This window comes from Klebsiella sp. H-Nf2, from assembly GCF_002806645.1.
In the GTDB taxonomy this organism is placed as follows: Bacteria; Pseudomonadota; Gammaproteobacteria; order Enterobacterales; family Enterobacteriaceae; genus Klebsiella; species Klebsiella variicola.
Genome location: NZ_PIBL01000014.1, coordinates 16,475 through 31,087, shown reverse-complemented (window position 1 = coordinate 31,087; position 14,613 = coordinate 16,475). Strand labels below are relative to the sequence as shown.

Below are 14,613 nucleotides of genomic sequence, written 5' to 3'. Positions count from 1 at the left end.
GATGGAAATCCATCAAAACGGCAGTGTCAGTGAGTTTAGCAAACCGATTATGGTGGCAACGTCCCCTCGCCATTCTGGAGAAAAAAATGATCTGCAAACGTTTTGCCCTGGTAGGCAGTGGTTTTATCGGTCAGGTTCATGCCGCCAGTCTTGCCCGTCATGAAGGAAGTGCGCTGACGATGGTGGCCGATGCCGCCCCGGAGCGCGCCCAGGCGCTGGCCGCCCGCTATGGCGCCCGGGCGGTGACAGTGAGCGAGGCGATCCATAGCGACGCCATCGACGCGGTGCTGATCGCCAGTTCAACCCCGTCGCATGCCGAACTGCTGGAAGCCGCCGCCCGGGCGGGCAAGGCGGTCTATTGCGAAAAACCGATCGACCTCTCCCTGGCGCGCGCCCGTGAGGTGGTGGAGCGGGTGCTCCCCCTGAACGTGCCGGTGACTGTCGGCTTTAACCGGCGCTTCGACAGCAGCCATCAGCAGCTCCGCCGCCAGCTGGAGCAAGGGCTGATCGGCCGGGTCGAGCTGGTGCAGATGGTCTGCCGCGCCTCCACCATGCCGCCGCTCGACTATCTGCGCAGCTCCGGCGGCCAGATGCGCGATCAGGCGATCCACTTCTTCGATCTCCTGCGCTTTCTCACTGGCGATGAAGTGCGTACCGTGGCGGCGATGGGCGCGGCGCTGGCCCTGCCGGACATTGCCGAATTTGGCGATGTCGACACCTCCATCCTGATGATGCAGATGCGCGGCGGCGCGCTGGCGCAGCTGGACAACACCCGCCGCACCGGCCACGGGTATGATGAACGGATCACGCTGCTGGGCGCCGAAGGCGCGCTGGAGTCCGGTAGCCAGTCGCCGGCGGGCCCTACCCTGTGGCGCGGCAATCAGCGCATTGAGCCGGGCCTGTGGCCGGACTGGTTCAGCCGGGTACAGGGATCTTATTACCAGCATCTTGACGCCTTTATTCGCGCCCTGAATGGTGAAACCGTGGCCGATCTGCCCGGCCTGCTGGACGGCCTGCAGGCGCAGGCCATTGCCGAAGCGGCGGTTCAGTCCCTGCAGCATGGCCAGTTTGTCGCCGTCGACGACTGTCGCTGAGTGGTTGCGTGGCAACCGCTATCAGGCGCTGTACCAGCCTTTATGCCGGGCGGCGGCGACGCCTTGCCCGGCCCACATAACACAGGCATTAATCCGCTTTAATATCAAACGGTTGCAGAAACCTCGTAGGCCCGCGCAAGCGCAGCGCCGCCGGGCAAGGACAGCGGGCACGGAGCCGCTTTTATACCGGGCGGCGGCGACGCCTTGCCCGGCCTACATAACACAGGCATTAATACACTGTAATATCAAACGGTTGCATAGATATCGTAGGCCCGTGCAAGCGCAGCGCCGCCGGGCAACAGACATCAGGCATCGTACGCGTCCTGGTGCCGGGAAATGGCAGATACGCTCGCGCTGTCTGCAAACCAAAGCCCGGCCAACCCTTAGCGTTCTTCGTTAAACACCGCGCCCACCTGGCGCCGCACCTCATCCATCACCTGCAGATTCTGCAGCACCCGACTGAGCGGCCGCAGCGGCGAGTCCTGCAACCCCTGCCCGATGCACCAGGCAAAATGCTCCGCCTGCCAGAACAGCTGGTCGTAGCGATTGCGCGGCTCTTCCCAGCGCAGCGCCTGTCCGCCCTGGCTGGCGGCGAGCGTGAAGCCGCCGGGGGCATAGAATTGACCGTCGAGCGTCAGGGTCGCCTGGCGTCCGGCCACCACCGCCCCGCCCGGCGTGTTGCTGAACAACGTCGTGTTTAACAACCCCTGCATCCCGTTCTGCCAGCTAAACAGCATCGACGTCTGACCGTTAAGCCCCTCCGCCGTGGCGCTGCCGCGGGCGACAATCTCCTGCGGCATGCCGCCCACCATCAGCGCAAACGAGGTCAAATAGCTGCCGAGGTCCATCATCGGCCCGCCGGCAAGGTCGGCATTGAAGATGCGGTGGTCGGGGGTGAAATACTCGCCGTGATCGGCCAGCAGGGTATGCAGGTCGCCGAGCGCCCCATCCTCCAGCAGCTGGCGGATCACATCATATTTCGGCGCGTAATCGCACCACATCGCCTCCAGCGCCAGCTTCCCCTGGCGGGCGGCTTCGGCCTGCAGCTCACGCCCTTCGCCGAGGTTGAGCGCGAAGGGCTTCTCAATCAGCACGTGTTTACCCGCCTTCAGCGCCTGCATGCCGTCGGGAAAGTGATGGTTGTGCGGCGTCGCAATGTACACCGCATCAATATCCGGGCGCGCCAGCATCTCCTCCACCTGGCCGTAAGCCTGGGGGATCCCCCATTCCGCGGCCACCCGCTCGGCCTTCGCCTGGCTGCGGGAGGCCACCGCCACCACCTGCTGCCGGCTGTAGGTTTTCAATGCATGAACAAAGCGCTCGGCGATCCAGCCAGGACCGATAATGCCCCAGCGCAGGGAGGGAATGCTCTGCGCCGCCGGGCGGCGCGGGCTCGGTAAGTGTGAGGGAAACATAGCGGCTCCTTAGTCTTTAACCACGTTCACCCAGCGACGGCTGGCCATCGAGGCTTCAATCGCCGACAGCACGCGCTGATTCTGCAAACCAAATTCGAAGTTGGGATAGCAGTCATCGTCCCCGCAAATCCCCTGCACCAGGTCATGCACTTCGATCACCTTGACGTCAAAATAGCCCAGCCCGCCGCCGCCAAAATCGAAGCCGAAGAAGCCGGCATAGGCCGGGATCTGGCTCCCGGCATACAGCGTCTTAAAGCCGCGGTCGTGTTTGTCATCGTTGAAGCGATACACCTGCAGCTCGTTAAAGCGCTCCCCGTCCATATACAGCGTGCCTTCGGTGCCGGAGACCTCCCAGAACACGCCGAAGATCCGCCCAGCGGCGATGCGCGAGGCCTCAATCACTCCCGCCGCGCCGCTGTCGAAATTGACCAGGCACTGAACCTGATCGTCATTTTCTACTTCCCGCCACTCGGCATCGGCCGCGACCCGGCTGGCATACCCGGCATCGCGCTGCGGCACCGGACGCTGGCGCAGGCAGGTTTGCGCGCTGGCGGTCACTTCGCGGATCCCGCCCAGCAAAAACTGGGCGACCGACAGGGTATGGGCGCCAAGGTCGCCAAGCGCCCCGCTGCCGCCGAGGGTTTTCGAGCAGCGCCAGGACCAGGGCAGGTTAGGGTCGTTATAAAACCCCTGATCAAAGGTGCCGCGAAAGCGCACCGGTTCGCCAATATCGCCCCGGGCGATAATCTGCTTTGCCAGCAGTGCCGCCGGCGTTTTGATGTTGTTAAAGGCCACCATGGTCTTCACCCCCGCGCGCCGTGCCGCCTGCGCCATCTCCTGCGCCTGCTGCTCGTTGACCGCCAGCGGCTTCTCGCAATAGACATGTTTACCCGCCGCGATCGCCGCCATCGCCATTGTGTAGTGCAGATGGTTCGGCGAGGTGATATCCACCACATCAACCTGCGGATCGTTTACCAGCTCGCGCCAGTCGCCGTAGGCCTTTTCCGCCCCCAGTTTCGCCGCATGGCGTTCAGCCATCGCCTGATCCTGATCCGCCAGCGCGTAGAGATGCGGGCGCTTCGGCAGATCGGGATAGAACATGGCCGCACGACGGTACGCGTCGGCGTGTGCCTGACCCATAAAACCCGAGCCGATAAGACCGATATTTAACCGCGCGCTCATGCTGCGTGCTCCTCTGACGGTGAAGGGGAAGATAAATGGTGCGCCAGCCAGGCATAGGCGCGGCGGGCGGTGGCCAACGGCGGCGCCATCGCCGGGTCCTGCTCGGCTTCGATAATCAGCCAGCCGCGGTAGTCGCTGTCCCGGACGAAGTCGAGGATCGGCGCATAGTCGATGCAGCCGTCGCCCGGGATGGTAAACAGCCCAGCGCGCACCGCCTCGTTAAAGCTCAGGTTTTCACGATACAGACGCCCCAGCACCTGCGGACGCACGTCTTTCAGATGCAGATGGCGGATACGGTGGCCATATTTTTGCAGCACGCGCGGGATCTCGACCCCGGCGACAAAGGCGTGTCCGGTATCAAACGCCAGCCCGACGTTGTCATGGGTGTGAGACAGAAACCGCTCCAGCTCGTCATCATGCTCCACCAGCATCATCAGATGATGGTGATAGGCCAGCTGGAGGCCATAGTCGCGTAGCAGCAGGTCGGCAAAGGTATTTAGCTTGTGGCAATACGCCGTCAGGCTGACGCGGCTTAACGGCGGCGAGAGCGAAATAGGCTCATCAAGCGGGGTTTCACCCGGCAGTTGCCCGCACTCGCCGTAAACCATCACCCTCGCGCCGAGCTGCCGGAGGAGTTGCGCGTGCTCCCGCACCGCCTCCAGCTCCGCTTCCACGCTGCGGTCGGCCAGCAAGCCGCTGTACCAGCCGGACGCCAGGCGCAGGTCAGCCGCCGCCAGCAGCGGGCCCAGCGTCTCTGCCTGACGGGGAAATTTCCGTCCTAATTCAATGCCCTGATAGCCCGCCTCCCGCGCCTCGCGCAGGCAGGTATCCAGGGGGATATCACCGCCTAAATCCTCCAGCACATCGTTGGTCCAGCACAGGGGGCTAACGCCCCACTGCAGATGCTCTGTCGCCATCTTGTTCTCCTTTTCACCCTGTGGTCTTGTCTGGCGTCACTATAAGCAGGCGACGACCGACGATGAAAACGGAGAAATGATGGAAATCCATCATTGCGCTGGCGATATATCCGCTATTTCAGGTAACCCTGAAAAATAAATGGAAATAATGCTTGCCGCCAGCTTATTTTGCGGATAAAAATTACTGGCTTAATAACCCGACTCAGAGGTTATCCCTTTCATTCGAAATATGATGATAGCAATATGAAAAAAACTCAACACCGCACCGGCGCGGGCTTTAGTCCTGCGCCCAGGCCTGGCCTGCTGTTATTTGCGTAAGTGACAAATAGCCACTTTTAAAACATCAATTACTTAACATTCTCTCTGCAATAATATGACAAGCAGCGGGAAGGCTCTGTGATAAATAAGCTCAGGGTAATGATGTTTTACCATTAAATAACCCATCTCCTTCCTGGTAGTTATTTATCAGGAATGGCTGCGGTTATATTTATTCTGACGCCACCGGGAGAATGCACCAATGTGTATCAACCTTTATGACAATGCGCGCCGCTATCGCGATGAGAAACAATAAGATGAATAAGACCTGGCTTTTCACCACCCTCACCCTGGCGCTGGTTGCCGCCGCGCCGGCCCACGCCATTAGCGCGAAATACCGGGAACAGCTTGAACGTTCCGGTTGCACGCAGATGACCGACGGGACCACCTGCGATATTCATAAAACCAAAGCCGAGAATGCCGCCGCCGAGCAGCAGGCCAGCAGCGGCTTCGGCCCCTGGGTGGGCACCTGGTATGTTTATACGGAGTATGGCGATAAAATTGATGAGATTACCGTCACTGCTAAAACGGTGAAAACCCATGGTCATCTGGTCGAGGAGGCGAAAGCCAGCCAGGGTAAACTGACCTTCCGGGTGAAAAGCTCAGCGTTTACTCTCAACGACGCCTTTAACGGCGTCTGGACAAACGGCAGCCAGCGCGGCTCCCTGCAAAAAGTGCAGTAATCTCTCCGCCCCTGCCATGCGGCAGGGCAAACGACAGGATGGGGATAATGCAGGGAGGACCTCCCGGCGCAGGCCGGGAGGGAGTGCAACGGATTACTTCTGCGGACGCATGGCCGGGAAGAGGATCACGTCGCGGATGGTATGGCTGTTGGTAAACAGCATCACCATGCGGTCGATACCGATACCCAGACCCGCGGTCGGCGGCAGGCCGTACTCGAGGGCAGTCACGTAGTCTTCGTCGTAGAACATCGCTTCGTCATCGCCCGCCGCTTTGGCGTTCACCTGATCCTGGAAACGCTGCGCCTGGTCTTCGGCATCGTTCAGCTCGCTGAAACCGTTACCGATTTCGCGGCCGCCGATGAAGAATTCAAAGCGGTCAGTGATTTCCGGGTTGACGTCGTTACGGCGCGCCAGCGGGGAAACTTCCGCCGGGTATTCGGTGATGAAGGTTGGCTGAATCAGATGCGCCTCCGCCACTTCATCAAAGATTTCGGTGACGATACGTCCCAGACCCCAGCTTTTCTCTACCTGAATACCGAGAGATTCCGCCAGCGCTTTCGCCGCGTCGAAGTTATCCAGATCCGCCATGTTGGTTTCCGGACGGTGTTTCTTGATCGCTTCGCGCATGGTCAGTTTTTCAAACGGCTTACCGAAATCAAACACCTGGTCGCCATATGGCACTTCGGTTTTGCCCAGCACCGTCTGCGCCAGGGTGCGGAACAGCGACTCGGTCAGTTCGATCAGGTCTTTGTAGTCCGCATACGCCATATACAGTTCCATCATGGTGAACTCTGGGTTATGGCGTACGGAGATCCCTTCGTTACGGAAGTTACGGTTGATTTCAAACACGCGTTCAAAGCCGCCAACCACCAGACGTTTCAGATACAGTTCCGGCGCGATGCGCAAGTACATATCCAGATCCAGCGCGTTGTGATGGGTGATGAACGGACGGGCGGACGCACCGCCAGGGATCACCTGCATCATCGGCGTTTCGACTTCCATAAAGCCGCGAGCCACCATGAACTGGCGCATGGTCGCGAGGATCTGCGAGCGGATACGGAACGTATGACGCGACTCTTCGTTGGCGATCAGATCCAGATAGCGCTGGCGATAGCGAACTTCCTGATCCTGCAGGCCGTGGAATTTATCCGGCAGCGGGCGCAGGGCTTTGGTCAGCAGACGCAGCTCGGTGCAGTGGATGGAAAGTTCGCCGGTTTGCGTTTTGAACAGCTTGCCGCGGGCGGCGATGATGTCGCCGAGGTCCCATTTTTTAAACTGTTCGTTGTAGACGCCTTCCGGCAGGTCATCGCGCGCCACGTACAGCTGAATGCGGCCGCCAACGTCCTGGAGGGTGACGAAGGAGGCTTTGCCCATCACGCGGCGGGTCATCATCCGGCCAGCCACCGCAACTTCAACGTTCAGGGAAGCGAGTTCATCGTTATCCTTCGCATCGAATTCAGCGTGCAATTGGTCAGAGGTATGATCGCGACGGAAGTCGTTGGGGAAGGCTACGCCCTGCTCACGCAGTGCAGCCAGTTTTTCGCGACGAGTTTTCAGTTCATTATTAAGGTCAATGGCCTCATCGGCACCTTGTGCTTGTTGTTCAGACATATGGATTCCTCATAACCTTGCTTTCAAACTAGCTTCGATAAATTGAACCAGGTCACCCTTCCGCGCGGCCTGTCTCTGGAAAGACACCAGAGCACAATCTTAACGATCCTGGATTCACTCCAAGCTGATCTCACTCAGCTATGGCTTCAGTAACGGTATTTTTTATCGTTGGCCTCCGCGCATGCCAGAATATCCTCCTATTGTTAGCTTGACAGTTGATTTAATGCCCCCGGTGGCGCTGTGCTTACCGGGGCTACGAATCGCGGCCCGGATAAGGCGTTTACGCCACGAGCCGGGACGAGCGTCAGGCGCCGCCGCCGGAAACTTCACCGGCAGCCGCACGGCGTTTGCCGACGCTACAGGCCGCGGCAAAGGCGATAACGACCATCACCGCCACGCAGCCGAGGGTCCATTCGCCCATCTGCGAGAAGAAATGCTGATAGGCGGCAATCGCCGTGTCGCTGATTTGCGATTCGGTGGTTTGCTGCGCCACCACCCCGGCCAGCCAGTTGGCCACCGCGCCGGTGGCCAGCATATAGATCCCGGTCAACACCCCGGTGACGCCGGGCATGTTCAGACGGGTGATTTGCGCCATCGCCACCGGGTCGATAAACAGTTCGGCAAAGCCCATCATCGCCAGCCCGGCAACCATCATGCCCATCGAGGCCTGGCCGTCAGCCGCGCCGTGGCGGGCATTGAGCGCCAGCAGCATAAAGCCGCCGCCCATCAGCAGCAGGCCGAAAGCGAATTTCAGCCAGACGCGCAGCACCGAACGCACACTGCCTTCCGGGCGCATCAGCCACGCCAGCACCACGCCGGCCGCCATCACCGCCACCGCGTTGACCGACTGGAACAGCGCGGTCGGCACGTCCCAGTTCAGCAGGCGACGATTGACGAAGTGGTCGATAAACAGGCTAATCGAGCTTCCGCCCTGCTGCGCCAGCACCCAGAACAGCGTCCCGGCGAGCATCAGCAGGACGATCTGCCACAGCGCGCGACGATGCTCCGGGGCTTTGATCATGATCCGCGCCACCATCTGGGCGGCGAACAGGCAGACGATCGCCAGCAGATAGCCGGACCAGTTGTTTTGCAGCAGCAGCGTGAAGAACACCGGCGCCAGGCACAGCATCACCAGCAGCCAGCCCCAGGTCGGCAGCACGAATTTCACCGCCCGTAGCGCCGGTTTATCCACGCCGCGGGTATGCCGGAAATGGCGGCTGCCGCTTAGGAAAATCATCAGGCCGATGAACATACCGATCCCCGCCAGGGCGAAGCCGATATGCCAGCCGTACCACTGCGCCGCCAGTCCACAGGCGATGGGCGCGGCAATCGAGCCGACGTTGCCGGCGGCGTACAGCAGCGAGAAGCCGCCGTCGCGACGCGGGTCGTCGTGAGCGTACAGTTCGCCAAGCAGGCAGCTGATATTGGATTTGAACAGGCCATAGCCGCAGATAATGATCGCCAGCGCGACGTACAGGCTCCATGCCGAGGTCGACTCGACGCCCAGCACCACGTGGCCGAGGGTCATCAACAGCGCCCCGGCAATCACCGCCGTGCGGTTGCCGAGCAGGCGGTCGGCAAGCCAGCCGCCGAGAATAGGGGTTACGTAAACTAAAGATGCGTAGGCGCTGAACAAACTGATGGCGTGGCTATCGTCAAAGCCAAGCTGGTGGGTGAGGTAAAGGATGAGTAAGGCGCGCATGCCGTAAAAGCTGAAGTACTCCCAGATCTGGATCGCTACGATGTAGTAAATCGCGCGCGGCTGTGAGGGTGTTTTCATAGGTTCTCCTTGCAGCGTGAAAAAAGGGAAGTGGCAAGCCACTTCCCTTGTAGTGCGTCTATTACTTGTTGTTCTCTTCTTTCAGCACTTTAACGGTGTAACGACCATCCGCCTGACGATATGCGCCGTGGATATCGGTTTCGAAGCCCGGGTAGTGAGCGCCGATTTCGCACAGCATCTGCAGGAATTCCAGTACCGGGCGGCTTTCTTCGGTGATCATCTCACCCGGCATCACCAGCGGTACTCCCGGAGGATACGGCAGGATCATGTTGGCGTTGACGCGGCCGACCATCTCTTCGAGGTACACTTCTTCCGTCTGACCGTGCAGCTCTTTCTGGAACGCGGCATACGGGGTCATCACCATCGATGGCAGCACTTCAAACGCGCGGAACATCAGGTCCGGCAGGTTGTGATGCTCAATCAGTTTGTGAATGTTCTGCGCCAGGTCCTGAATACGCATGTTTTCATAGAATTCAGGATCTTCACGGTACAGCGACGGCAGCATGTTTTTCACCCGCAGGTTCAGGTCGAACGCGCGTTTGAAGTCGGTCAGCGCACGCAGCAGGCTCAGCGCTTTGGTTTTGTCGATACCGATGCTGAACAGGAACAGCAGGTTGTACGGACCGGTTTTCTCCACCACGATGCCGTGTTCGTCGAGATATTTCGCCACGATGCTCGCCGGAATACCGAAGTCATCCATGGTGCCGTCTTTCTTCATCCCCGGCGTCAGCAGCGTGACTTTGATCGGGTCGAGGTACATGTGCTCGTTATCGATGTTTTTGAAACCGTGCCATGCGCTGTCGGAACGCAGCGGCCAGCATTCAGGACCATCGATATGCTCCGGCTGCCAGACGTCGAAGAACCAGCCGTCAGACTCGCCTTTCAGACGTTTGATCTCTTTACGGAACTTGATGGAACGTTCAATAGAGCCGTCGATCAAACGCTTACCGGCGTTACCCTTCATCATCGCCGCCGCGGTTTCGGTGGACGCCACGATCCCGTAGTGCGGGGAAGTGGTGGTGTGCATCATGTAGGCTTCGTTGAAGGTCTCTTCGTTTACGTCGCCTTTCACGTGGATCATCGACGCCTGAGAGAATGCCGCCAGCAGTTTATGCGTGGACTGGGTTTCGTAGATCACTTTCCCTTCGACACGGCCGCCGCTCATCCCGCATTTGCCTTCATAGATCGGCGAGAAGTTGGTGTAAGGGACCCATGCGGAGTCAAAGTGGATGGATTTCACATCCAGGGTTTTCTTGATGAAGTCGGTGTTATACAGCAGACCATCATAGGTTGAGTTGGTGATCACCGCGTGTACCGGCCAGGTCGCATTCGGCGTCTCTTTCACACGCTTGGCGATAGTCGCGTGCTGAAATTCGCTCTGCGGAATACCGCCGAGGATACCGTAGGCGTTACGGGTCGGACGGAAGTAGATCGGCGTAATGTCGCTCATCATCATCAGGTGAGTCAGCGATTTGTGGCAGTTACGGTCAATCAGCACGGTGCTGCCGGCCGGCGCGGAGTACATGCCGACGATTTTGTTAGCAGTAGAGGTACCGTTGGTCACCATGTAGCTGCGTTCTGCGTTAAACACACGAGCGATATACTCTTCCGCTTCTTTGTGCGGGCCGCTGTGGTCCAGCAGGGAACCCAGTTCAGAAACCGAAATGGAGATATCGGATTTCATGGTGTTGGAACCAAAGAAATCATAGAAGATGCTGCCTACCGGGCTTTTCTGGAACGCGGTACCGCCCATGTGGCCAGGGGTACAGAAGGTGTATTTACCTTCACGGACATATTTGAACAGCGCTTTGGTCAGCGGCGGCAGAATGGTGTCGATGTATTCGTCAGTGTTCTGTTTGATTTTGTTCGCGATATCTTCCGCGGCGCCCAGCGCATATTCGAAGAAGCGAACCTGCATGCGCAGATCGTTCAGGCTAACGTCCAGGGTGGAGTAGGTGTTAGCGAACGCGTACAGCGGCATGTACTCATTCATTTTGCTGATTTCTTCGCACAGTTCGAGATTGTATTTATCCCAGTCGAAGATCACGCCGCACAGACGAGAGTTATTTTCGATAAGTTTTAATAAGTCGTCACGGTCGTTCGGGTAGACAATACGGAAGTCCAGGCGTTCGAGAGCACGATGCAGTTCACGGATGGGTTCTTCTTTGAAGTAAACACCCATGTGATTCATGATTGCAATAACGTTCATAGTCAAATCTCCAGATGTAGAAAGCCCCTCCCGTCGCGTTGTGACAGGTGATGGAAGGAGCCTCAGGAAAACGGGTTACTGATTAGTGCGCGTTAGCGGGGCTGTTGTTATCCGTTGCGTTGTTCTGCTGGCGCTGGTGCATTTTGCGACCGTAGAACATCAGGATAATCAGGCTAACGATAAAGGTGCCGGCCAGTTCGAAGGAGCTTGCGCCCATCAGCGCGATGAAGCAGAACACGCAACCCAGTACCGAACAAATCAGGCTAACGAAGTTACGAATGTTGATGCCTTCGAAACGAATCAGGTCAACACAGGAGTAGAAGTAAGGCAGCATGGTCAGCAGTACCGCGATACCGGTCAGTTCACCGAACAGGTCGGAGGCTTTACCACCGGCGGAGTTCATCAGGGTAATCAGCACCATCAGCGCGGTCATTTTCACCGCCGCCAGCAGCAGGCCTTTTTTCGGGATACCGTTGCTATCGACTTCGCCATACACTTTCGGGAAGTTACCGTCGTTGGCGGCACGTACACCGGCCTGGCCAACCAGCATCATCCACGAGCCCAGAGAAGTCAGGCAAGCGAAGGCAGTGAAAGCGGAAACCATCGGAGCAGCCCAGCCGCCGAGAATGGTAGAGGCGCTAATCGCGAACGGCGCACCGGACGCGGCCATCTGAGAAGCAGGATACATACCGGCGATAACCTGAGTCGCGGCGATATAGACGATACCGGCCATCGCAGTACCCAGCATGGTTGCCAGCGGTACGGTACGTTTCGGGTTTTTCACCATCCCGGTACTCACGGCGGCGGATTCGACGCCAACAAAGGCCCACAGGCAGAGCAGGATACTTTTAATGACCGCGTGGCTATCGGTGGTGCTGGAGGTGTTCCAGTTCGCCTGATAGGTCGCTGCGTCAAACCAGTGCCAGCCGACAACCGCGGTCATGACCACTGGAATAAGCACCAGTACCAGACCAATAGTGGTCAGACGGCTGACCCAGGTCCCGCCGAGCATATTAACGAAAGTAAAGATCCACACGATGGCAATACAGGCAATACCTGCTGGCACCGGGTTATTTAAAATTGGGAAGAACGTAGAGAGATAAGAAACTGCGGTAATCCCGATGGCCAGGTTACCAATCCAGTTTGCATGATAATAAAGCACACCGGTCTGGAAACCGAATGCGGGAGATATTTCCCCGGCGTAGGCAATTGGACCACCCTGTTGCGGGTTCTTAGTGGCCAGTCGGGCATAAACATAAGCCAGAGACATCGCACCAATAATTGAAATTACCCAGCCCCAAATGGCAATACCACCGATGCTGGCCAGGTTCGCAGGTAATAATGCAATACCGCTCCCCATCATATTACCGGCGACGACACCGGTACAGGCAAATAGCCCGATCTTCTTGGCAGAACTCATGGTTGTTTTTCTCCTAAGTTTATTTGGGAGGTACAGATCATGATACAGAACCATTAATTGACCCGACCAACTGCCAACAAGATTACTGATTTGTACGAGATAAGTCCTAAAGATAAAGTGAAATAACAACAAACATCAGACAAATGATATTTTGACCTTTTTCGCTTAACATATAAACATGACAACAGGGTGTCAGAAAAAGATAAACATCGTTGTATTACATGCAGTTAGAGTAAGGTGAGTGTGTTACTTAACTGTTATTTAAAGCCTCCAGAATGCTAAATATAAATAACAACCAGAGGCTTCATGAGAAACATAAATTTAACCTCATCACGCCCAAAACCTTGCGCACGATGAGGGTTTACTTATTCTGAAGAGAGAAAATTATCGAGATACGGAACCACACGGTTAACCGACGTCTGGAAAACGCCGTTTTCTATCCAGTACAGCGTATCTCCGCCGGGCCGTAAATTAAACGCAGTGATGTAAGAATCGGCAGCCAGTCGGTTCTCTCCTTTCATCTCATAGACTTTGCCTAACAGCACATAATTCAGCCACGACATCTCTAAATCAATCGCACTGTTAATCGCGGTATTCGCTTCGTCGACTTTACCCTTACCCAACGAATCTACCGCTTTTATTTGATAATAAATCGCCATGTCTTTAATACCCGGCATCTCCCCTACCCGCTCAACTTCACTGTAGAGGGCAGCCAGCTGTTTATCGTCCAGCGGCTGCTGCGAATGGCGTAATACATCCACCAGCGTTTTTTCGGCATAGGCGTAAATAAAATCCGGCGCCCGCTTAATCACATCGTCCAGCAGACTGCTGGCCTTACTTAATGAATCGACATCGCCCTTCATTAGCAGCTGATGCGACTGGTAGAAGTAGGTTAACGCCACGCTTTGCGACGGCTGATACTGCCTGAGCATCGCCTGCATCCGCGCCGGCCACGGCTGCGTCAGGGCATCCGACAGGCTGTTCATCAGATCGTTCTGAATGGTCAGCTGGTTGTCATTGGTCACAAAGTAGCGTTTATCCAGCATCGTCGAGCTGTCAGCGTTATCCACCAGCTGGACCGACATAAAGCACTGCTGTGCCCGGTAGTGGCGCTGATTGACGAACTCAATGGTCAGCGTTTTCCCGGAACTGCTCGGCTCATTGATGTTGTAGTCCGTTTTGTCATGCACCATAAAGGTCGAGAAGGTGTTTAGCGAGGTGGTGATCAGGCTGGCCAGGCCGACCGCGTAGGAGTGCTGCGACGACCAGTTGGTGCAGGAGTTACCATTGACCAGGTGGATATCGATATCACGCGGATTAAGCAACAGGCGCGCCTTGTTAACCGGCGGCCGCGACTCTATGCTCGACAGCGCCACCAGCGCCACGCAGGTGCCCAGCGCCAGCAGAAACAGCCCCCACACCAGAGCGGTAGTGAGACGTTTGCGGGTTGACGGCGCGCTGGCGACGGCAGGCGCCGGTGCGGCGAGATCCGGAGGGGGTTCCGGCATGTCGGGCGGCGCAGCCGCCGCCGGTGGCATGGGCATGTCAGCCGACGGTGAAGACGTCAGCACCTCCATCTGCGGGGCGAGTTCCTCCCCCTCCTCGGTGCACCAGATCACCGGCACCGTGAGCTTATACCCCCGTTTGGGTACCGTCGCGATGTACTCAAGGCTAACGTCATCGCCGTCTTTGAGCGACTTGCGCAGTTCGGAAATACTCTGCGTGACGACGTGGCTGGTCACAACGTTACGGGTCCAGACGTTTTCGATAAGCTCGTCCCGGCTAAGCACTTCCCCCGGATGGCGAGCAAAAAAGACCAGAAGGTCGATTAAACGCGGTTCAAGGGTAAGCTGGCGCCCCTTCCTGCTGATTTGGTTTACAGAGGGGGTTACCAGCCATTCACCGACGCGAACAACAGGTTGTAGCATACAAGAAAGCCCCAGACAAAAAGGGAAAGGCGCGATGATAACACATTTGTCCTACCTAT

Annotated in this window: 10 protein-coding genes; 2 read left to right on the top strand and 8 right to left on the bottom strand. The window is 57.5% G+C overall.

The genetic code is table 11. The features are described from left to right. Positions 1 to 86: 86 nt before the first annotated feature. Positions 87 to 1,094 (top strand): Gfo/Idh/MocA family oxidoreductase, encoded by a 1,008-nt coding sequence (locus tag CWM58_RS24010; protein WP_012542555.1) that lies wholly within the window; start codon positions 87 to 89, stop codon positions 1,092 to 1,094. Positions 1,095 to 1,477: 383 nt separating this feature from the next. On the opposite strand, the gene CWM58_RS24000 is transcribed toward CWM58_RS24010, so the two are convergent. The 3 genes from CWM58_RS24000 to iolE are packed head-to-tail and all read right to left on the bottom strand — an operon-like array spanning position 1,478 to position 4,608. Continuing rightward, a complete protein-coding gene (locus CWM58_RS24000) occupies positions 1,478 to 2,509 on the bottom strand; it encodes a Gfo/Idh/MocA family protein (protein WP_100681961.1) in 1,032 nt (343 codons plus the stop codon). Between the two features lie 9 nt (positions 2,510 to 2,518). Continuing rightward, positions 2,519 to 3,691, bottom strand: coding sequence for a Gfo/Idh/MocA family protein (locus CWM58_RS23995; RefSeq protein ID WP_086519398.1), 1,173 nt, complete (start codon positions 3,689 to 3,691; stop codon positions 2,519 to 2,521). After that, positions 3,688 to 4,608 (bottom strand): myo-inosose-2 dehydratase, encoded by a 921-nt coding sequence (gene iolE, locus CWM58_RS23990; protein ID WP_100681960.1) that lies wholly within the window; start codon positions 4,606 to 4,608, stop codon positions 3,688 to 3,690. Before iolE ends, CWM58_RS23995 begins: the two co-directional genes overlap by 4 nt. Before the next feature lie 572 nt (positions 4,609 to 5,180). On the opposite strand from iolE, the gene CWM58_RS23985 reads away from it, so the two are divergent. Continuing rightward, on the top strand, positions 5,181 to 5,606 hold the full coding sequence (locus CWM58_RS23985; protein ID WP_100681959.1) for a hypothetical protein: 426 nt from the start codon (positions 5,181 to 5,183) through the stop codon (positions 5,604 to 5,606). 93 nt (positions 5,607 to 5,699) lie between these two features. On the opposite strand, the gene lysS is transcribed toward CWM58_RS23985, so the two are convergent. The 5 genes from lysS to cadC all read right to left on the bottom strand — a co-directional run bounded on the left by lysS (position 5,700) and on the right by cadC (position 14,554). Continuing rightward, positions 5,700 to 7,217 carry a lysine--tRNA ligase gene (lysS, locus tag CWM58_RS23980; protein ID WP_004202393.1) on the bottom strand — a complete coding sequence of 506 codons (1,518 nt, stop codon included), beginning with the start codon at positions 7,215 to 7,217 and terminating at the stop codon, positions 5,700 to 5,702. A 304-nt stretch (positions 7,218 to 7,521) separates the two neighbouring features. Continuing rightward, the gene (gene dtpD, locus CWM58_RS23975) at positions 7,522 to 8,997 is read right to left on the bottom strand and encodes a dipeptide permease DtpD (RefSeq protein ID WP_061155470.1); all 1,476 of its coding nucleotides are present in this window, start codon (positions 8,995 to 8,997) and stop codon (positions 7,522 to 7,524) included. A gap of 61 nt (positions 8,998 to 9,058) precedes the next feature. Continuing rightward, positions 9,059 to 11,206: a lysine decarboxylase CadA gene (cadA, locus tag CWM58_RS23970; RefSeq protein ID WP_002892486.1), complete on the bottom strand. Its 2,148-nt coding sequence runs from the start codon at positions 11,204 to 11,206 to the stop codon at positions 9,059 to 9,061. A gap of 82 nt (positions 11,207 to 11,288) precedes the next feature. Further along, positions 11,289 to 12,626 (bottom strand): cadaverine/lysine antiporter, encoded by a 1,338-nt coding sequence (gene cadB, locus CWM58_RS23965; protein ID WP_015367859.1) that lies wholly within the window; start codon positions 12,624 to 12,626, stop codon positions 11,289 to 11,291. A gap of 365 nt (positions 12,627 to 12,991) precedes the next feature. Beyond that, on the bottom strand, positions 12,992 to 14,554 hold the full coding sequence (gene cadC / locus CWM58_RS23955; RefSeq protein WP_100681958.1) for a lysine decarboxylation/transport transcriptional activator CadC: 1,563 nt from the start codon (positions 14,552 to 14,554) through the stop codon (positions 12,992 to 12,994). Between the last annotated feature and the right edge of the window lie 59 nt (positions 14,555 to 14,613).